Annotated in this window: 21 protein-coding genes; 9 read left to right on the top strand and 12 right to left on the bottom strand. The window is 58.5% G+C overall.

Features of this window, described 5'->3' with window-relative positions:
• The first annotated feature begins 10 nt into the window (after positions 1 to 10).
• From MUY35_RS01735 to MUY35_RS01715, 5 genes are read left to right on the top strand one after another with little or no spacing between them, the layout of a single operon-like run.
• Positions 11 to 643 carry a DUF2460 domain-containing protein gene (locus MUY35_RS01735; RefSeq protein WP_248363415.1) on the top strand — a complete coding sequence of 211 codons (633 nt, stop codon included), beginning with the start codon at positions 11 to 13 and terminating at the stop codon, positions 641 to 643.
• Entirely contained in the window at positions 643 to 1,605 is a 963-nt protein-coding gene (locus MUY35_RS01730; RefSeq protein ID WP_248363413.1) for a DUF2163 domain-containing protein, read from the top strand. The genes MUY35_RS01735 and MUY35_RS01730 overlap by 1 nt, the downstream gene beginning before the upstream one ends.
• 1 nt (position 1,606) lies before the next feature.
• Positions 1,607 to 2,053: an NlpC/P60 family protein gene (locus MUY35_RS01725; RefSeq protein ID WP_248363411.1), complete on the top strand. Its 447-nt coding sequence runs from the start codon at positions 1,607 to 1,609 to the stop codon at positions 2,051 to 2,053.
• On the top strand, positions 2,053 to 5,976 hold the full coding sequence (locus MUY35_RS01720) for a glycoside hydrolase/phage tail family protein (protein ID WP_248363409.1): 3,924 nt from the start codon (positions 2,053 to 2,055) through the stop codon (positions 5,974 to 5,976). The genes MUY35_RS01725 and MUY35_RS01720 overlap by 1 nt, the downstream gene beginning before the upstream one ends.
• 3 nt (positions 5,977 to 5,979) lie before the next feature.
• Positions 5,980 to 6,291: a hypothetical protein gene (locus tag MUY35_RS01715; RefSeq protein ID WP_248363407.1), complete on the top strand. Its 312-nt coding sequence runs from the start codon at positions 5,980 to 5,982 to the stop codon at positions 6,289 to 6,291.
• Here the strand turns inward: MUY35_RS01715 and MUY35_RS01710 are convergent.
• Entirely contained in the window at positions 6,272 to 6,610 is a 339-nt protein-coding gene (locus tag MUY35_RS01710; RefSeq protein ID WP_248363405.1) for a TraR/DksA family transcriptional regulator, read from the bottom strand. The genes MUY35_RS01715 and MUY35_RS01710 overlap by 20 nt on opposite strands.
• A gap of 85 nt (positions 6,611 to 6,695) precedes the next feature.
• Between MUY35_RS01710 and cysE the strand changes: the two genes are divergently transcribed.
• Positions 6,696 to 7,499 (top strand): serine O-acetyltransferase, encoded by an 804-nt coding sequence (cysE, locus tag MUY35_RS01705; protein ID WP_248363403.1) that lies wholly within the window; start codon positions 6,696 to 6,698, stop codon positions 7,497 to 7,499.
• Between the two features lie 250 nt (positions 7,500 to 7,749).
• Here the strand turns inward: cysE and MUY35_RS01700 are convergent, their stop codons facing one another.
• From MUY35_RS01700 to MUY35_RS01655, 11 genes are all read right to left on the bottom strand, one after another.
• A complete protein-coding gene (locus MUY35_RS01700; RefSeq protein ID WP_248363401.1) occupies positions 7,750 to 8,085 on the bottom strand; it encodes a carboxymuconolactone decarboxylase family protein in 336 nt (111 codons plus the stop codon).
• A gap of 99 nt (positions 8,086 to 8,184) precedes the next feature.
• Positions 8,185 to 9,474, bottom strand: coding sequence for a pyruvate dehydrogenase complex dihydrolipoamide acetyltransferase (locus tag MUY35_RS01695; RefSeq protein WP_248363399.1), 1,290 nt, complete (start codon positions 9,472 to 9,474; stop codon positions 8,185 to 8,187).
• A gap of 9 nt (positions 9,475 to 9,483) precedes the next feature.
• The gene (locus MUY35_RS01690; protein ID WP_248363397.1) at positions 9,484 to 9,762 is read right to left on the bottom strand and encodes a DUF5076 domain-containing protein; all 279 of its coding nucleotides are present in this window, start codon (positions 9,760 to 9,762) and stop codon (positions 9,484 to 9,486) included.
• Positions 9,763 to 9,772: 10 nt separating this feature from the next.
• Positions 9,773 to 11,146, bottom strand: coding sequence for a pyruvate dehydrogenase complex E1 component subunit beta (locus MUY35_RS01685; RefSeq protein WP_248363395.1), 1,374 nt, complete (start codon positions 11,144 to 11,146; stop codon positions 9,773 to 9,775).
• A 24-nt stretch (positions 11,147 to 11,170) separates the two neighbouring features.
• A complete protein-coding gene (pdhA, locus tag MUY35_RS01680; protein WP_248363393.1) occupies positions 11,171 to 12,172 on the bottom strand; it encodes a pyruvate dehydrogenase (acetyl-transferring) E1 component subunit alpha in 1,002 nt (333 codons plus the stop codon).
• Positions 12,173 to 12,429: 257 nt separating this feature from the next.
• Positions 12,430 to 12,732 (bottom strand): septum formation initiator family protein, encoded by a 303-nt coding sequence (locus MUY35_RS01675; protein ID WP_248363391.1) that lies wholly within the window; start codon positions 12,730 to 12,732, stop codon positions 12,430 to 12,432.
• 160 nt (positions 12,733 to 12,892) lie between these two features.
• A complete protein-coding gene (locus MUY35_RS01670) occupies positions 12,893 to 14,125 on the bottom strand; it encodes a Hint domain-containing protein (protein ID WP_248363389.1) in 1,233 nt (410 codons plus the stop codon).
• A 191-nt stretch (positions 14,126 to 14,316) separates the two neighbouring features.
• Positions 14,317 to 15,210 carry a fructose bisphosphate aldolase gene (locus MUY35_RS01665; protein ID WP_248363386.1) on the bottom strand — a complete coding sequence of 298 codons (894 nt, stop codon included), beginning with the start codon at positions 15,208 to 15,210 and terminating at the stop codon, positions 14,317 to 14,319.
• A 224-nt stretch (positions 15,211 to 15,434) separates the two neighbouring features.
• On the bottom strand, positions 15,435 to 15,605 hold the full coding sequence (locus MUY35_RS01660; RefSeq protein ID WP_248363384.1) for a hemin uptake protein HemP: 171 nt from the start codon (positions 15,603 to 15,605) through the stop codon (positions 15,435 to 15,437).
• Positions 15,602 to 15,727, bottom strand: coding sequence for a hypothetical protein (locus tag MUY35_RS17060; protein ID WP_282569150.1), 126 nt, complete (start codon positions 15,725 to 15,727; stop codon positions 15,602 to 15,604). Before MUY35_RS17060 ends, MUY35_RS01660 begins: the two co-directional genes overlap by 4 nt.
• 175 nt (positions 15,728 to 15,902) lie before the next feature.
• Positions 15,903 to 17,093 (bottom strand): phosphoglycerate kinase, encoded by a 1,191-nt coding sequence (locus tag MUY35_RS01655; RefSeq protein WP_248363382.1) that lies wholly within the window; start codon positions 17,091 to 17,093, stop codon positions 15,903 to 15,905.
• A gap of 162 nt (positions 17,094 to 17,255) precedes the next feature.
• Here MUY35_RS01655 and MUY35_RS01650 point away from each other — a divergent pair, with 162 nt between their 5' ends.
• From MUY35_RS01650 to MUY35_RS01640, 3 genes are all read left to right on the top strand, one after another.
• The gene (locus MUY35_RS01650; protein ID WP_248363380.1) at positions 17,256 to 17,756 is read left to right on the top strand and encodes a peptidylprolyl isomerase; all 501 of its coding nucleotides are present in this window, start codon (positions 17,256 to 17,258) and stop codon (positions 17,754 to 17,756) included.
• Complete coding sequence (locus tag MUY35_RS01645; RefSeq protein ID WP_248363378.1) at positions 17,749 to 18,384, top strand: peptidylprolyl isomerase; 636 nt, start codon at positions 17,749 to 17,751, stop codon at positions 18,382 to 18,384. The genes MUY35_RS01650 and MUY35_RS01645 overlap by 8 nt, the downstream gene beginning before the upstream one ends.
• A gap of 97 nt (positions 18,385 to 18,481) precedes the next feature.
• Positions 18,482 to 19,456, top strand: a complete 975-nt coding sequence (locus MUY35_RS01640; protein ID WP_248363376.1) for a DUF3179 domain-containing protein — start codon at positions 18,482 to 18,484, stop codon at positions 19,454 to 19,456.
• The last annotated feature ends 88 nt before the right edge of the window (positions 19,457 to 19,544 follow it).

Raw genomic sequence — 19,544 nt, 5'->3', positions numbered from 1 at the left:
GGTTTCGCCCATGTCTTTTCACGAGGTCCGGTTTCCGGCAAATCTGAGTTTCGGGTCCGTTGGTGGGCCCGAGCGGCGCACCGAAGTGGTCACGTTGGCCAATGGTTTCGAAGAACGCAACACACCGTGGGAGCATTCGCGCCGCCGCTATGATGCGGGGATCGGAATGCGGTCGCTTGATGATGTTGAAACGCTGATCGCTTTTTTTGAAGCACGGCGCGGCCAACTTGTCGGGTTTCGTTGGAAGGACTGGTCCGACTACAAAAGCAGTTTGCCGTCGAAGCCACCTGAATACACAGACCAAATCATCGCCTGGGGGGATGGTGAGACGTTGGAATTTACGCTGATCAAAACCTATAGGTCAGGCACGGAAACCTATGAGCGACCCATCCAAAAACCAGTTGAAGGTTCAGTAAAGCTGGGTCTGAAGGGTGACCCTTTGGCCGAGGGTGCGCATTTCACGGTGGATTACAGCACGGGCCGCATCACCTTTGTGACAGCACCTGAAACCGGGGCCGAAGTCACAGCGGGATATGAATTCGACGTGCCGGTGCGCTTTGATACGGATCGTATTCACACATCGGTTGCGTCGTTTCAGGCAGGTGATGCGCCGAACGTGCCTGTGGTGGAGGTGCGTGTCTGATGGCGTTGTCCCCTGAACTCGAAGCTCATCTGGGCCACGGCGTCACAACAGTGGCGCGGTGTTGGAAAGTCACTCGGCGCGACGGTGTGGTGCACGGCTTTACTGACCATGATCTTGACCTGCAAATTGGCGGCGTGACCTACCGCGCCGACACCGGAATGACCGCACGCGCGTTAAGCCAAACAACCGGATTGTCGGTCGACAATACGGAGGCGTTGGGTGTGCTGAACGATACCTCAATCACCGAGAAAGACATCCGCGCGGGACGCTATGACGGGGCCGAGGTTGAGGCTTGGCTGGTCAACTGGACAGACACAGACCAGCGGTATCTGCGGTTTCGCGGCACTGTCGGAGAGCTTGCCCGTGAAGCCGGTGGGTTTCGCGCAGAGCTGAATGGCCTGTCTGAGAAACTGAACCAGCCGCAGGGGCGAACCTATCAAATGCCTTGTTCTGCGGTGCTTGGCGATGGGTCATGCCGTTTCAACTTGAACCAGACGGGCTATCAGCTTGACCTGCCGATCGGTGAAAACGAGAACGAAACCACATTTCAGCTGGCCGATATGTCGTCCTATCCCAATCGTTGGTTTGAGAGGGGGCGGTTCACCGTGCTATCGGGCGCAGCCAAGGATCTGTCGGGCCTTATCAAGAACGATCGCAGGGGTAGCAGCGGCGCCCGGGTCATCGAATTGTGGGAAGCTATACGAGAGCGTATGGAACCCGGCGATATGGTTCGATTGGAAGCGGGGTGTGACAAGCTTTCCAACACCTGTCGTGTTAAATTCAACAATTTCCTGAACTACCGTGGCTTCCCAGATGTGCCGGGTGAGGATTGGTTGATGTCTTATCCCGTCGGGCATGGAAAGAACGACGGCGGCGATGCGCGGGAGGTAAATGAGATTCCTGATTTGTCCATATTGGGTGGCGATGATGAAAACCCATTCTCGCCGATCTCGGGCAGCTGAGATGGATAGCTTGCGGAGTGAAATCGTCACCGAGGCACGCGCATGGCTAGGCACGCCCTATGTGCATCAGGCGTCGTGCCAAGGCGGCGGGTGTGATTGCCTTGGTTTGATCCGCGGCGTGTGGCGGGCCGTTTTGGGGGCAGAGCCCGCGCTTGTCCCACCCTATACGGCCGATTGGTCGGAAGCGGCGCGGCTTGAAACTCTGTGGAGTGCCGCACGAGCGCATATGCAAGAACGCCCCGACAATGACGCACGGCCCGGCGATGTGCTGTTGTTTCGGATGCAGCGCGGCGCCGTCGCCAAGCATCTGGGCATATTGACCCGTGCCGGTAGCGCCCCCGCGTTTATCCACGCCTACTCAGGCCACGGCGTCGTCGAAAACTCGCTGTCGGCCCCTTGGGCCCGCCGCATCGTGGCGTGTTTTTCATTTCCTGAAGGGACAAATTGATGGCAACGATCTTATTCTCCGCAGTCGGCGCAGCCGCAGGTGCCTCTATCGGTGGTGGCGTGCTTGGCCTGTCATCAGTGGTGATCGGTAAGGCCATCGGCGCGACCGTCGGTCAGGTTATCGACAATCGCATTCTGGGTGAGGGGTCCGAACCAGTCGAAACCGGCAAGGTGGACCGTATGCGTCTGACCGGTGCGTCCGAAGGGACGGCTATCCCCATGGTATATGGCCGTGCGAGGTTGGGCGGGCAGGTGATCTGGGCCACCCGGTTCAAGGAATCTGTGACCACGACAGGTGGCGGCGGCGGCAAAGGGATGCCATCCCCGCCCGAGCCGGAAGTGACGACCTATAGTTATTCCATCAGCCTGGCGATCGCCTTGTGCGAAGGCGAGATTACCCGCGTTGGCCGGATCTGGGCTGACGGAAACGAGGTATCGCGCACTGATCTGAACATGCGGGTCTACAAGGGCACGAATACCCAACTTCCCGACCCCAAGATTGAAGCGGTCAAAGGGGCAGGCCATGCCCCGGCCTATCGTGGGATCGCCTATGTTGTGATCGAAGATTTACCCTTGGGTCAGTACGGCAACCGTGTGCCGCAATTCAGTTTCGAGGTGCTGCGGCCCGAACAACGCAACCAGCCCAAAGAAGTGGCGCGCGGCACGCGTGCGGTCGCGCTGATCCCCGGCACCGGCGAATACTCACTGGCCACCACGCCCGTATTTTACAAAAGCGGCCCCGGTGCGGTTGAGGGGTCGAACATGAACACGCCGTCTGGCTGGACGGATTTCAAGACCTCTTACCGGATGATGCAGCAGGAAATGCCCAATTGTCGCAATACGGCGCTGGTCGTGTCGTGGTTCGGCGACGATCTGCGCTGCGGAAATTGTCGCATCCGCCCGCGCGTTGAACAACACGCCGTCGATGGCGACAGCATGCCTTGGAGTGTCTCGGGCGTCAGCAGGGGGCAAGCCGGTTTGGTGCCGAAAGACCCGCAAAATCGTCCAATCTATGGGGGTACGCCCTCCGACCGTGCGGTGATGGAGGCGATTGCGCTGGCGTCTGATAACGGGCGCAAAGCCACTTTTTATCCGTTCATCCTAATGGAACAGATGAAAGGCAACACGTTGCCCGATCCGTGGACAGGTAATCTGGGGCAGGCGGTTTTGCCGTGGCGCGGGCGGATCACGACGTCTTATGCGCCCGGCCATGTCGCCTCACCTGACGGAACCGCCGGGGCTGTTGCGCAAGTTGCGGCCTTCTTTGGCAATGCGCAGCCCGGCGACTTCACGGTCACGCCAAATGGTGTCAGTTACTCTGGCCCCGCCGGTTTTTCCTACCGCCACTTCATCCTACACTACGCGCATCTATGCGCCGCTGCGGGTGGCGTGGATGCCTTCCTGATCGGATCGGAGTTGCGCGCACTCACCCAAATACGCGGTCCGGGCAACAGTTTCCCTGTCGTTGACCAACTGATCGCGCTGGCAAACGATGTGCGAGCCATCCTTGGCGCGGGGACCAAAATCTCTTATGCAGCCGATTGGTCGGAGTATTTTGGTTATCATCCGCATGACGGGTCAGGGGATGTATTCTATCACCTTGATCCATTATGGGCCCACCCACAGATCGACTTTATCGGCATCGACAATTACATGCCCTTGTCCGATTGGCGTGACGGGTTTGACCATGCGGATGCTCATCACGGGTCGATCTACGATCTGACGTATCTTCAATCCAACATTGAAGGCGGCGAGGGGTTTGATTGGTATTACAAGAACGCCGATGCCCGCGATCTTCAAATCCGCACCCCGATCACGGATGGCGCGCATGATGAGCCGTGGGTTTATCGCTATAAGGACCTGCGCAACTGGTGGAAACGTTCGCACCACAACCGAGTGGGTGGCGTGCGCCAGACTGATCCGACGGGCTGGCTGCCCGGCTCGAAACCCTTTTGGTTTACGGAGCTTGGCTGCGCGGCCATCGACAAGGGCACGAACCAGCCCAACAAGTTTCTGGACCCGAAAAGTTCGGAAAGCTCAAAGCCGCGCTATTCGAACGGGCGGCGTGACGACCAGATGCAGGCGCAATATCTGCGGGCGATATATGATCATTGGGCAATGCCTGCCAATAATCCGACCCACAGCGCAACGGGCGTCAAGATGCTTGATATGAGCCGCGCGCATGTCTGGGCGTGGGATGCACGCCCCTTTCCACAATTCCCAAACCGCAAAGGATTGTGGAGCGATGGGGCGAATTATGACCGTGGCCATTGGCTGAACGGGCGGGTGTCGGCACGTTCGCTCGCCTCGGTCGTGGCCGAAATCTGCGAGCGATCCGGCGTTACACGCTATGATGTATCGAAGCTTTATGGATTGGTGCGTGGGTACATCGTTGACCAGGTTGGTGGCGCGCGCGCGGCGCTGCAGCCGTTGATGTTGGCCTATGGGTTCGAGGTGACCGAACGCGAAGGCATCCTGATCTTCAAAACACGCACCGGTCGGTCGGATCACGTTCTTGATCCTGAAAAGATGGCGCTGTCGGCGGAACGCGATACTACGCTCGAACGGGTGCGTGATCCCGAGGCCGAGATCGCAGGCCGCGTCCGGTTGACCTATGTCGAAGGCGAAGGCGACTATGACGTGCGTTCGGTCGAAGCGATCTTCCCTGATGAAACCAGTCGATCTGTCGCAGCCTCAGAAATACCGCTGATCATGACCCGGGTCGAGGCGCGTGCGATCGTCGAACGCTGGCTGTCTGAGGCGCGCGTGGCGCGGGACAAGGCGACCTTCGCGCTGCCGCCGTCCGAACTTTCAAAGGGCGCTGGCGACGTTATCGAACTGACAACCGACGCGGGGACCGAACAATATCGTCTGGATCATGTGGATCATGGCGGGGTGCAGACCATTCGGGCGGTGCGGGTTGAGCCGGGGTTGTTCCAACCGTCCGACAGCGTCGAGCCTGCTCCGGCGGTCAAACCATACATCCCGCCCGCGCCGGTGTTTCCGCTGTTCATGGACCTGCCTTTAATGACCGGGGACGAGGTCGCGCACCAGCCGCGCATTGCAGTGGCCGCCCGACCATGGCCGGGGCGCGTGGCGCTTTACAGCTCGGTCACCGATAACGGCTATGGGCTCAACCGCTTGATCACTCAGCCGTCGATTATCGGCGTGACGCAAACCGCACTTGATCGCGCGCCGTCAGGCGTGATTGATCGTGGTCCGGCGCTGCGCGTGAAACTGACTGACGGCACGCTGTTCGCCACGTCAGTCGATGACATGTTGAACGGTGCCAATGTGGCGGTGATCGGAGACGGCAGCCCGGATAACTGGGAGGTATTCCAGTTTGCCGGGGCCGAGTTGGTTGATGACCGCACCTATGAGTTGACGGCGCGTCTCAGAGGGCAGGCGGGCACAGATGCCCTTGTGCCGTCGACATGGCCGGAGGGCAGCTATTTCGTGCTGCTTGGCGGCCATCAGGCGCAGGTCAGGCTGGCTTCCTCGGCGCGTGGGTTAAACCGGCATTACCGCATCGGCCCGGCCCGCAAGCCCTTGTCAGACCCGTCCTTCCTGCATCAGGTGCATGCGTTCAAAGGGATCGGACTGCGCCCCTATGCGCCCGTCCATCTGTCGGCGCGCGAAGCCATGGGGGATCACGCGATCAGCTGGATCAGGCGTACCCGCATTGACGGTGACAGTTGGGACGACGGCGATGTGCCACTGGGCGAGGCGGCCGAGCGATATCGCGTGCGGGTGATTGACGGTGGATCGGTGAAGCGGCAGGTCGAGGTGTCGACCCCGGCGTGGAGCTATGATGCGGCCATGCGCAGTGCTGATCTCGTCAATGGTTCCTATGTGGTTGAGGTCGCCCAGATATCGGATCGGTTCGGCACGGGACCCTTCACCCGGCTTGATGTGGCGCTGTAACCCATGCGTCCTGTCTTGCCAGGAGATGTCGCTGCGGCCGGATGTGCGCTTCTTGCACTTCCGGCCCGCAAACGACCCGGCGCAATGCTGGCAATGCTGCACCGCGCCGAAGCAGCGGACCGGTACCGATTGGCGCTGGGTCGGGCGCATCCCACATGGGGCAATGGCAGCCTTGGGTCGGTTGCCATGTCTCTGCCACGGACCGCCGAGCCGTTTCTGAACGATCCCGACTATGTCGACTGCATGATGACGGTGTTTGCCGCCCTGAAAGCGCGAAATGACCGTCGCGCAGCGCTTAGCCGATCGCGCAGCTAACGCATTTCGTGGCGCAGGGGTCCAGATCAAGACGACCCGATGGAATGTCTTCGCCGCAATCCTCGCAATAGCCGAACTCGCCTTCATCCATCCGCGAAAAGGCGGCTTGTATGCGGGTGCGTTGCGCGGCGCGTCGGGCGCCTGTGGCCTTGGCCATCGCCTGATTTTGCAGTGCATCCATGCGGCTCAGCCGCCCGACAGCCTGTTGATCCAGCTCGACGGTCCTTTGACCGGCCGCGCCGCGCGCATCGCCTCGGTCCAAGGCATCCAGCGTGTCCATCAACTGTTTTCTAAAGCTTTGGATTTGGGTTTCATTCATATCGCATATCTTTGCCATCACGGCTTTGCATTTTGAACTCTGATCCTATCTGGTGTATCAAAGGCGTTCAACGTGAGGAAAGATAATGGCCGAAAAACGCGCGACTGTGACCAAGATTGAGCCGGTATGGGATCGGATCACTGCTGAAGCCCGACAGGCGGTGTCCGACGAGCCGTTGCTGGGCGGGTTGATTCACGCTTGCGTGTTGCACCACCGGACATTGGAAAAGGCGTTGTCCTATCGTTTTGCGGCCAAGTTGAGCTCGAATGAGATGAGCATGGTGTTGCTCCGTGAAATTGCAGACGAAGCCTATTCCGAGAACCCGGACTTGTCCGACGCCGCGCGTGCCGACATAACGGCCGTTTTGGATCGGGATCCGGCGTGCAACCGCATGCTGCAGCCCGTGCTTTATTTCAAAGGGTTTCAAGCGATGCAGGCCTATCGGCTTGGACATCACCTTTGGATGCAAGGGCGCAAAGACCTAGCTTATTTCATCCAGATGCGCTGTTCCGAAGTATATGGCATCGACATTCACCCCGGAGCCCGCATCGGGCGCGGAATCATGATCGACCATGCCCATTCCATCGTCATTGGCGAAACAGCTGTCGTGGGCGACAACGTGTCGATGCTGCATTCGGTGACGCTGGGCGGCACGGGCAAGGAACACGAAGATCGTCATCCGAAAATTGGCGATGGCGTCCTGATCGGGGCGGGTGCGAAGGTACTTGGCAACATCAAGGTCGGTACATGCTCGCGTATAGCGGCAGGCTCGGTCGTGTTGGAAGAAGTTCCCAGCAACAAAACGGTTGCGGGTGTCCCGGCACGGATCGTTGGCGAGGCGGGTTGCGACTGCCCCTCTATCAATATGGATCAAACCTTGATCCAGTAGCCGTCGGCGGAAATCCGCAGATTTGAGATAGATCAATGTCCTAATGCGCAGACTTCATCTATACGGACCCGATAACAAACACCGGGGATCCGAGATGAAACAGATTTGGTTTGCGACAGTTGTTGGGTTTTCAACACTTTTTCTTGTCGCCGTTGCCGGGTAACCGACACGCAAAAGCCGGGTGATAAACCTGCGAGATGACGAGGGGCGACGCGATTGCGCCGCCCTTTTGTTTTGTCGGCCAGACCACTTACCGTGACAGTTGGTCAAAGGCCTGTAGGGCGCGCGCGCCATACATATACCCCGGACCACCGCCCATCATGATCGCGACCGACACCGTTTCGGCAATCTCGTCGCGGGTTGCACCGGCCTTGATCGCGGCGCGCACGTGGAATCCGATGCAATCATTGCACTGTTTGGCGATCCCAATGGCGATGCACTGAAGTTCCTTGTGTTTGGTCGAAACAGCTCCGTCACCCATCGCGGCACGGTGCATGCCGACAAAGCCCTTGGCTGCATCGGGATGAACGGCGCGGAAGCTGTCGGTGTTGGCGGACGTGTCGTCCAGCAGGGCCTTGAAATCCATTGTTTTCTCCAGAGTTTTAATCGTCGGAAAAGCAAATGGCCCAAGGCGGGAATGTCCGCCTTGAGCCATGTCAATAGATGCCTATTTCTGAATATTTATTCAGGCCAACATCGACATTGGGTTTTCAAGGTTATCCTTGATTGCATTCAGAAGCTCCGCGCCAAGCGCGCCGTCTATGACCCGATGGTCAACGCTCAGGGTAACCGACATCACTGTCGCCACATCCAACGCACCTTCAGAATTCACCACAGGTTTTTTCACACCCGCACCAACCGCAAGGATCGCCCCATGCGGCGGGTTGATGACGGCGTCGAAATTGTCGATGCCGAACATCCCAAGGTTTGAGATCGCGAAGCTGCCGCCTTGATACTCATGCGGCGCAAGCTTGCGGTCGCGCGCGCGGGCGGCCAGGTCCTTCATCTGGGTCGACAGGCTGGACAAGGACCGCATTTCTGCGTCTTGCAGAACCGGCGTGAACAGCCCGCCTTCGATCGCGACGGCAACTGCCACGTCCGAGGCTTTCATCTTCAGAACCCGATCACCGGCCCAGACTGCGTTTGCGTCGGGCACTTGTTGCAGCGCAATCGCGCAGGCCTTTATGATGAAATCATTGACCGACAACTTCACACCACGCGCTTCCAACTGCTTGTTTAACTGACCACGGAAGGCCAACAGCGCATCCAGTTTGATGTCGCGGCGCAGATAGAAATGCGGGATGGTCTGTTTGGCTTCTGTCAGGCGGGCGGCGATGATTTTGCGCATCCCGTCCAGCTTGACCTCCTCAAACTCGCGCCCCTCATACATAGCGGCAATCGCGTCGGAGGAGACAGCGGGCGCGGGCGGCGCCGCAGCAGGTGCACTGGCGGCAGCGATTGCTGCTTTGGGTGCGGTTGCCGTCGCGCCTTCCACATCGGCCTTGACGATCCGGCCTTTGGGACCGGAGCCTTTGATCTGCGTCAGGTCCAAACCCTTGTCCGCCGCAATCCGGCGCGCCAAAGGCGAGGCGAAAATGCGTGCACTATCAGCGGCTTGCGGGGCAGGGGCAGAGGGTGCAGGGGCGGCGGGTGCCGCAGCCTCAACCGCTGCAGGAGCGGCCTCGGCTTCGGCAGCAGCAGACGCGCTTGTGGCCAAGTCGCCGACCTCTTCGCCTTCTTCAATCAGAACGGCGATGGCGGTGTTCACTTTTACGCCCTCGGTGCCGTCAGCCACAAGAATCTTACCAATGATCCCTTCATCAACGGCTTCGAACTCCATCGTGGCCTTATCGGTTTCGATCTCGGCCAAAAGGTCGCCCGATGCGACCTCGTCGCCTTCCTTGACCAGCCATTTGGCCAGTGTGCCTTCCTCCATCGTCGGGGACAGGGCGGGCATGAGAATTTCTGTTGGCATAGCTCTTCCTTAGTTCTCGATGTGGCCTGTGGGCGTGTCGGTAGGATGCGAAATTTCGGCCTGATACGCGGCCCTAATATCCGTCAATGCGGCTTCCGGCGAAGTCGCTTTTCCGGTATGAGCCAGCGCGTTGGCAAAATGGGTTTCAAGATCAGCAAGGATGATCCCTGCCCAACCTGGTGCTTCCAACTGATCTGCATCGATACGGACATTCAAAGATCCGTCGTCTTCAAAGAATGCGACGAGAAGTGGATTGTTCAGTTTGATCGGTCTTTTTCTTCCAAACATCTAACTGGCCTTACCGATAGGTTACAGCTTTGGCGGCGTCGATGACCTCTTTCGTGGTCACGAGCGCGAGCTTTTCAAGATTTGCGGCATAGGGCATGGGCACGTCCTTGCCGGTCAGGTTGATCACCGGCGCGTCAAGGTAATCGAACGCGCGTTCCATGATGGTTGCCGACAGGTGGTTGCCGATCGAGCAGACGGGCCAACCTTCTTCCACGGTGATACAGCGGTTGGTTTTCATGACAGAGTTGATCACCGTGTCGTAATCCAGCGGACGCAGAGTGCGCAGGTCGATCACCTCAGCAGAAATGCCGTCTTCGGCCAGCGCGTCGGCGGCCTCCAGCGCGTATTTCATGCCAATGCCGAAGCTGACGATGGTCACATCCGTGCCTTCACGCCAGATGCGCGCCTTGCCGAACGGAACGGTGTAGTCGTCCATCACGGGCACGTCGAAGCTCTGACCGTAAAGCAGTTCGTTTTCCAGGAAGACTACCGGGTTTTCATCACGGATCGCCGATTTCAGCAGACCCTTGGCGTCCGAGGCCGAGTAAGGCATCGCCACATACAGGCCGGGGATCTGCGAATACCACGCAGCGTAATCCTGACTGTGCTGGGCTGCCACGCGGGCAGCGGCCCCGTTCGCACCACGAAAGACGATGGGGCAGGACATCTGACCGCCCGACATGTAACGCGTTTTCGCGGCAGTGTTGATGATGTGGTCAATGGCCTGCATGGCGAAGTTGAACGTCATGAACTCGACGATTGGCTTCAAACCACCCATCGCAGCGCCGGTGGCAAGACCGGTGAAGCCATGTTCGGTGATCGGGGTGTCAATCACCCGCTTGGCCCCAAATTCGTCCAACAGACCTTGGCTGATTTTGTAAGCGCCCTGATATTCCGCGACCTCCTCCCCCATCAGGAAGACGGTCTCATCTGATCGCATTTCTTCAGCCATCGCGTCGCGCAGAGCTTCGCGCACCGTGGTTGCGCGCATTTCAGTGCCAGCGGGAATATCTGGCTCGGCGACGACCACTGGGGTGATCGGCTGCGCGGCAGCCTTCGCGGCCACAGGTGCGTCGGTGATTTCCGGCACAGCGGTTTCGGCTGGCGCTGCTGCAGGCGCTGCGATGTCATCAACGCTTTCGCCTTCTTCGATCATGACAGCGATCGGCGTGTTCACTTTCACACCTTCAGTGCCTTCAGCAATCAGGATTTTGCCGATGATCCCTTCGTCGACCGCTTCGAATTCCATCGTGGCCTTGTCGGTTTCGATCTCGGCGATGATGTCACCCGATGCAACCGAGTCGCCTTCTTTCACAAGCCATTTCGCCAGTGTTCCCTCTTCCATCGTGGGGGACAGGGCGGGCATCAATACTTCAGTAGCCATTTTTTCTTCTCCTCTGTCCGGGGCTTAGGCGTAAATGTCGGTCCACAGCTCTTCAAGAGCGGGTTCCGGGCTGTTTTTCGAGAATTCGGCCGCGTCGTTGACGATGCCTTTGATCTCTTTGTCGATGGCCTTCAACTCGTCTTCCGACGCGTGTTTGCCTTGTAAGAGAAGGTCGCGCACATGGTCGATGGCATCGCGTTCTTCGCGAACCTTCTGAACTTCTTCGCGGGTCCGGTATTTTGCCGGGTCCGACATGGAATGTCCGCGATAGCGATATGTTTTCATTTCCAGAATATAGGGACCATTGCCCGACCGGCAGTGTTCGGTGGCGCGCAGCCCAGCCTCTTTCACCGCCAAAACGTCCATGCCATCGACCGCTTCACCGGGAATGGCAAACGCTTCGCCGCGCTTGTAAATATCAGGGGTCGAACTTGATCGCTGCATCGAAGTGCCCATCGCGTACTGGTTGTTTTCAACCACATAGACGACCGGCAGCTGCCACAGCGACGCCATGTTGAAGCTTTCATAGACCTGACCCTGATTGGCCGCGCCGTCGCCGAAATAGGTGAAGGTCACGCCGCCATTTTCCAGATATTTGTCCGCAAAAGCCAGGCCGGTACCGATTGGCACCTGTGCACCAACAATCCCGTGACCGCCATAGAAGTGCTTTTCTTTCGAAAACATGTGCATCGATCCGCCCTTACCGCGCGAATACCCGCCTTCGCGCCCGGTCAGTTCGGCCATCACGCCTTTTGGGTCCATTCCGCAAGCAAGCATGTGACCGTGATCGCGATAAGAAGTCAGGCGCTTGTCGCCTTCCTGCGCAGCAGCTTCCAGCCCTACAACAACGGCTTCCTGACCGATGTAAAGGTGACAGAACCCGCCGATCAGACCCATGCCATATAACTGGCCGGCCTTTTCCTCGAATCGACGAATAAGCAGCATCTCACGATAGTGGGAGAGTAGTTCTTCTTTGGATGTATTTGATTTAGCGGGTTTTTTCTGGGCGCTTTTGCGGGCTGCCATGTGGCGTCCTCCTCCTGGCGTCAGTCAGTGTTTTGGCGGTAGTTTAGTGTTAAACTACCTTATACCGAAGTCAGACTTACAGGTCGACAAAAACTTGACGTTGGGACAGGAAGGGCAGGTTTGCACCGGGCGCATGACACTCGTTGTCCTGACGCATGATGTGAAAACCAGGAAAACCCAAATCCGGCGGGGTCGAAACTGCTGCGCAGACTGAAGGGGTTGCCGGGTCAGTGCATTCAGCAACCCACACCGGGTTTCTAGCGCAGTACGATCTCGTCACCGCGCACCATGCCAAGGACTGACCGCGCCTGCTCATCCAGCAGGTCAAGATCCAGATACTCGTCAGACAAGCGGTGGGTTTTGTTGGACAGGGCAGTAATCTCGGCCGAGAGCGCATAACGCTCTTTGATAAGCGCGCGCGTCTCAGCCTCGATTTGTACGCGCCGGAACAATCCATAGTCGCCCTGCACACTGGCAAAGGTGAAGTATAGGCCAAGACCCACGATCACTACGAAGTAGATCGCCCCACCAAAACCAGCTTGTGTACGAGGTGCGCCCATAGGCTTCCCATCTGTATGTACTGCCTCTTGCCCACCTCTTTTCGGGTGGTGCAAGGGGACTATGGCACAGGTGATTCGCCTTGTGAATCCCAAATCGAATCGGTTCACGAAAAAAGTGGGTCGCTGCCAAGCCTGTCGTCAGGTGCCAGTTCGTCGGGGGTCAGAGACTGCGAAGGCGTGGTGCCAGCGTCGTGTCGTTGAACGCCGCCGGGACAGTCCGCTTGTTCTTGATATGCCGTCTGACCAGCGTTTTGACACGCGCGCCATGAGGAAGCTGGCGTGATGGCGTTTGAAGTAAAGGGATCTTTGCCTGACCGCTGTCAGGAAGCAAAATCTGCAATTCGTCACGCGCCCTTGGTGATATTGCAGACAAAGCTTGTTGTCCCAGATACAGGCTTTCAGCCGCAATGCCATTCGCGTTTAGTATGTGGTGACCCTCCAACAGAACGTGGAAATAGAAAAATCCACCGTCAGGATGCACGGTCCGAATGCCGTTACACCCAAGCAGATCTTTTGCCGCTGCCAATATCTGGGGCTCACCAAACATGCGTTGCGCAATCTTACCATCAATCAGAATCCGGTGCTGGCGTGACACAAGCAAAGGGCGGGCAGGCATCCTTGCGCCTTGAAAAACGGCGCTAATCGCAATTGGCAAAAGCTTTGGATTGGCATTCACATCCGCCAGCGTGACGCGCCGCGCAAAGATCCATCGAATGGGCTGAAAGCCGTCGTCCAGCGTGTTTACAAGGTCGCCTGCGCGCAATTGTTCGATCGGGGTGTGGCCATCCGGGGTTTCGATCAGCGTGCCGGACGCAAAGCACACAATGTCCGCGCCGGGGGTCGGCGTCTGGGAATTGGTGAACCCGGTCGATGTCCTTTGGATCGAAAACCCGTCCTGATCGTTGCCGAAGTCTTCGACCGTCCCGGACTGTGTCGCAGTGTTGGAGAACCCGGAATAGCCACCACCGTTAACCGGGTCGTCAACGGAGTCTCCGTTATAGATCGCCTGAATAAATTCGTCATTGTTGGGGTCATAGACGACCAGGTTGTCGCCATTATTGTTGAAAACGCCGCTGCCGTAGTCAGCATCAAAGGCAAGGTTGTCGCCTGACACGCTGGGCAAACTGCCGCCATTCTGAACGTTGCGGACCACAACCGCGACCGCGCCCGGCTCCAGCACCGTGCCCGACGGAAAGGTGAACCAATTGTCGCGGCCCCGGTCCCAAAGTTCCAATCCGGAGATATCAATGGCGGCATTCGACGTGTTGATCAGCTCGATGAATTCATCGCCACCTTGGGCGTTGCCGTTGCCATCGGTGTCGAAATTGTTGGCCCCATTGGGGTCAGCAAGAATTTCGTTTATTGAAATGCCGCCAAGAAGCGTACTGGCCATCAGAAAGACCTTTTACCGAATTACGAACCGTTACCAAACGAACTACGAGTATGCAGGGTTTTGTCGCAAAGGTAAAATGCAACCGATAGGGTGCCAATAACGGCTTCATCAGAACGACATGGTGCAGCACGACCTGCACAACAGAAACGCCCGCAGCGTTGGCCACGGGCGGAGCTTGGTTTTGTCTTTGATCAGCCTGCGATGGACGCCTGATAAATGCTGTCGATCGTGTCTGCGATCATTGCGTTGAATTCGTCGTCCGACTGCTGCGCGGACAGGCCTTCGGTCAGGGCGCGCGAAAAGCTGGCGATCATGCCGGTGTTTTGGCTAAGGCGGGCGTTGGCCTCGGCGCGGGAATAGCCACCCGACAACGCCACGACAGAGGCGACGCGTGGGTGATCCACCAGCGCCTTATAGTGGTTCGGTGTCTCGGGCAGTGTCAGCTTCAGCATCACCGTCTGATCCTCCGTCAGCGCGTCCAGATGCGCTTTCAACTCGGCCAGAAGCAAGTCTTCCGCGGCCGCTTTGTCAGGGATCGAGATGTTGATCTCAGGCTCGATGATCGGCACCAAGCCATGGGCGATGATCTGTTTTGCGACTTCAAACTGTTGCGCCACGTTGGCTTTGATGCCATCGGCATTGGCCGCGTTGATGACGGATCGCATCTTGGTGCCAAAAATGCCGGCCTTCACGGCGCGGTCGCAGAGCGCATCCAGATCGGGCATCGGTTTCATCAGCTGGGCACCATTCACTTCTGCTTCCAGCCCCTTGTCGACCTTCAAGAAAGGCACCACACCGCGATCTTCCCACATGAAGGTTGCCGTCGGTTTGCCAGCGATTGTCCGGTCCATGGTCATTTCAAACAAGATGGCGCCGATGACTTTCTCGCCCGTAAATGCAGGGGCCTGCGCGATGCGTGACCGCATGGCGTGGATCAGGTCATACATTTCCGCGTCGCCCGAATAGGTATCTTCTTCGATGCCATACAGGCGCAGGGCCTTCGGGGTCGAACCGCCCGACTGGTCAAGGGCTGCAATGAAGCCTTGGCCGGCTTTGATTTGTTCCATTTGTGCTTGGTTTGGCATGTCGGTCCCGTTTTGATCTGGGTGAATTTCCACTGTTCTAAGGGAGTGTGCCAACCCTTGCAATTCTGCTGGCGCTAACGCCGCAGATTGAAATGTACCCCCGATCACACCCGCGGGCGAAATTGGGGGCCGCGGGGTCAATTGCTCCGGGTCTTGCTTCCGGTGCTTTGGTGGGCGCGCAACGGATGGTTGGAACGTAAGCTGAAACGCGCTGCGCCGTCTTGCTATTTCGTCAAGATCAGCTTGCCGGCCCGCGTGATGGTCAGTGTGTAGACCATGTCATTGAGCACAATTTGGGCTTTGCGCCCCGATCCGGTCAACGCCAGCGCGTCGTGCTGTGGCGGGGTGGTCTGGCTGGCACCGTCAAAGGCCGAGCTGGTCAGAGGGGCGGTCATGTGTGGTCTCCTTCAAGGCACGCCTCGATCCATGTGGCCAGTGATCGCAGGCCAGACAGGATGGGGAGGGAGAGTGTCAAATCGGTTCGGGCCAGAAAAGGACCCTTGGTCGGATTGGTCATTGTCGCGCTCCTGCACGGAAGGGCGGTTGCCCTGAGGTCTCCGGCTGATCGCGATTGCGACTGGCTGACGTTTATTTCCTACTAAAACGCTCAGGTAACTGTCAACCCGATACTTCCCCAAAAAAAACCCGCGCCTTTTCAGGGCACGGGTTCCATTGGTTCGATGAGTGGTCGGTCAGTCGCCCAGGGCCGCAACCCCCGGCAATTCCTTCCCTTCCATCCATTCAAGGAAAGCCCCGCCCGCCGTCGAAATATAAGTGAAGTCTTTCGCGGCATCTGCTTTGTTCAGGGCGGCCACCGTGTCACCACCACCGGCAACCGATGTCAGCCTGCCTGCGGCAGACAGCTCTGCCGCAGCCTTCGCGGCGGCGTTTGTGGCTGCGTCGAAGGGTTCAATCTCGAATGCGCCCAAGGGACCGTTCCAGATCAGCGTCCGGGCGGTCTCGAAAACCGCGGTGATGCGCGCCACGGTTTCGGGACCAGCATCAAGGATCATGGCGTCTGCAGGGCAGGCATCGACCGCAACGGTTTCATGCGCAGCGCCCGCCGCGAATTCGCGCGCCACGACCACATCGCTGGGCAGGATGATTTCGCACCCTGCCGCGTCGGCTTTTTCAAGAATTTCGCGGGCTGTATCGGCCATATCGTGTTCTGCCAGAGACGTGCCGATTTCGATGCCCCGGGCGGCAAGAAACGTGTTGGCCATACCGCCGCCGATCACCAAATGATCAACCCGTTTGACCAGATTGCCCAACAGGTCGAGCTTGGTCGAGACCTTCGCCCCGCCAACAACCGCCACAACCGGGCGTTCAGGGTCGCCAAGGGCGGCTTCCAGAGCAGACAGTTCGGCTTGCATCAAACGACCTGCACAGGCGGGCAACAAATGCGCCAGCCCAGCCGTGGACGCATGGGCACGATGGGCGGCCGAAAACGCGTCATTACAGTAAACATTGCCTAACGCCGCCAACGAGGCCGCGAACCCGCCATCGTTCTTCGTTTCACCTTCGTGAAACCGGGTGTTTTCCAACAGCAGAACATCGCCTTTTTCCAATCCGGCAACCGCTTTCTTGGCGGGTCCGCCGATGCAATCCTCGGCGAATTTAACCGGGCATCCCAACGCGGCTTCCAGCGCCGGGCGCACGACGGACAGCGACATGTCCGGCACACGCTGCCCTTTGGGGCGGCCAAAATGCGCAAGCAGAACCGGCTTCCCGCCGGCGTCCAAAATGTCGCGGATGGTGGGCAGAATGCGCTGAATGCGGGTGTCATCCGTCACTTGGCCATTTTCGACCGGCACGTTGATATCCACGCGCGTCAGCACAACCATGCCGTCTAGATCCATATCATCAAGTGTTTTCCAGGCCATCTGTCTCTCCATCTGCTACGGGGCAGTTGCACATTAAAAGGGGGCCGGGGTCAACGGGTTTGGGGGCGAAAATGCGCCTGTGACCTCTTTCATCTTGCCCAAAGCGCGCATAAGTTGGCGGGCAATTGACCCAAGTCACCGATAGACAAACAGGAGGCCCAAATGGCCGATTACAAAGATCCCGAAAACACCATCCTGATGGAGCTTAAAGGCGGCACAGTGGTGATCGAACTGCTGCCCGATGTGGCCCCCAAACACAGCGAGCGGATGAAAGAACTGGCGCGCGCAGGCGACTATGATGGCGTTGTCTTTCACCGCGTGATTGATGGTTTCATGGCGCAGACCGGCGACGTGGCCAACGGCAAAGACCCGATGACCCTGCGCCACGCGGGCACGGGTGGGTCGTCGCTGCCGAACCTTCCGGCCGAGTTTTCAAGGCTGCCGCATGACCGTGGCACTTTGGGGGCGGCACGTTCGGCGGATCCAAATTCGGCCAACAGCCAGTTTTTCATCAACTTCAAGGACAACCATTTCCTCGACGGCCAATACACCGTTTATGGGCGTGTGACGTCGGGGATGGAGCATGTCGACGCCATCACCCGTGGCGAGCCGCCAGCGGAGCCTGATGTGATGATCTCGGTCAAGGTGGCTGCTGATGACTGAACGCACACGCCGTGAAAAGAGGACCTTTCTGGCCGCCTTTCTGGCCGGTGTGGCAATTGTCGTCGGGTATGCGATCTATACGTTCTTGCCCTCGACACCGCCCGAGGTGGACACAGTGGCGCTTGGTGACGCACCGAAGATCGAAATCAGCGTCGCAGGCGAGGCGGAAGGCCGCATCGTCATCACGTTGCGCCCTGATCTGGCCCCGCAACATGCGGAGCGTATTGTGCAGCTTGCCAAGGATGGCGCGTATGACAACGTGGTGTTTCACCGCGTAATCGAAGGCTTCATGGCGCAAACAGGCGACGTGGAATTTGGCAAGGCTGACGGCAATGGTGGCCGCGCGGGCATGGGTGGATCGAGCTATCCGGACCTGCCAGCCGAGTTCTCGCAGGAACCGTTTGTTGCAGGCGTTGTCGGTATGGCGCGCTCGCAAAATCCAAACTCGGCCAACAGCCAGTTCTTCATCATGTTCGCCCCCAGTCCCAACCTGAACGGTCAATACACCGTTGTCGGCCATGTGACAGATGGGTTCGACGTGGTTCAGTCCATCAAACGCGGCGACGGCCCCAACGGGGCGGTGACCGGCGCTCCAGACGTGATGACCTCGGTGCGCGTCGTCGAATAGGCCCCGCGCACAATCTCTCAAACCCCCGTGAGGGGGGCTATGGGGCCTCTCCTTTCTCTGTCAGGGTAATTCCAGACAGACATAAAGGAGAGGCCCCATGCGTATCATCCTGACGATGCTCGCCATCACGATAGGGCTATGGGCGCATGACGCGCGTGCCGAGCCGCACGGATGGGCTTCGGAATTTCCCAAGACCGATTTCACGCGAACCAGTGTCGATGATTGGACTGAAATCCTGTCAGGCGGCCCCGGTCGCGATGGCATACCCGCGCTCAGTGATCCCAAATTTGTCAAGGTCGGCGATGAAACTCGGCTAGGCGCGCGTGAACCGGTGATGACCTTGGAGCTCAAAGGCGATAAACCACGCGCCTATCCGCTGCGCTATCTGACATGGCACGAGATTGTAAACGACCGCGTTGGTGGCACCCCCGTCGCCGTCACCTTCTGCCCACTTTGCAACTCGGGCATGGTGTTTGATCGCCGGGTCGGGGGCAAGACGCTGACCTTCGGCGTGACAGGCAAGCTCAGAAATTCCGACATGGTGATGTATGACCGAGAAACGGAAAGCTGGTGGCAGCAGGCCATCGGTGAGGGGATCGTCGGCAAACACAACGGCACGCAACTGGAACAATTGCCTGCGTGGATGGAAAGCTGGGCTGAATTTGCCAGCCGCAACCCAGATGGCCTAGTCATGGACCAGCCAAATGCGCGCCGCCCTTATGGTCAAAACCCCTATGCGGGCTATGATAGCCGCAACCGCCCATACCCTTTCTTTACCGGCGAGCAACCCCCTCACGGAGTGCCCGCACTGGCCCGCGTCGTTCGCGTTGGCGAACGCGCGTGGCCAGTCTCTCGCCTTTCAAAAGAAGGCAAGATAACTGAGGCAGGGCTGGTGATCAGCTGGGTCGCTGGTCAAGCCTCGGCTCTTGACACCGCCCGCATCGCACAAGGTCGCGACGTGGGCACGATCCGGGTGCGCGACGCCAAAGGCCGCGACGTGCCGCACGACGTCCTGTTCGCCTTTGCGTTCCATGCGTTTTGGCCGAAAGGGAAATGGATGCTGGGCGGATAGTGCTTAACCGAACGCCAAAGCCGGATAAAATCCCGCTTCTTCTGGCCTGAAATATCCTGGGGTGAAGGCCGCAGGCAGAGGGGCAAAG

The sequence above is a fragment of the Aliiroseovarius sp. S1339 genome, assembly GCF_023195695.1.
GTDB lineage: Bacteria > Pseudomonadota > Alphaproteobacteria > Rhodobacterales > Rhodobacteraceae > Aliiroseovarius.
Note: the sequence above shows the minus strand (reverse complement) of the source record. Positions and strands in the feature narration are given on the sequence as shown.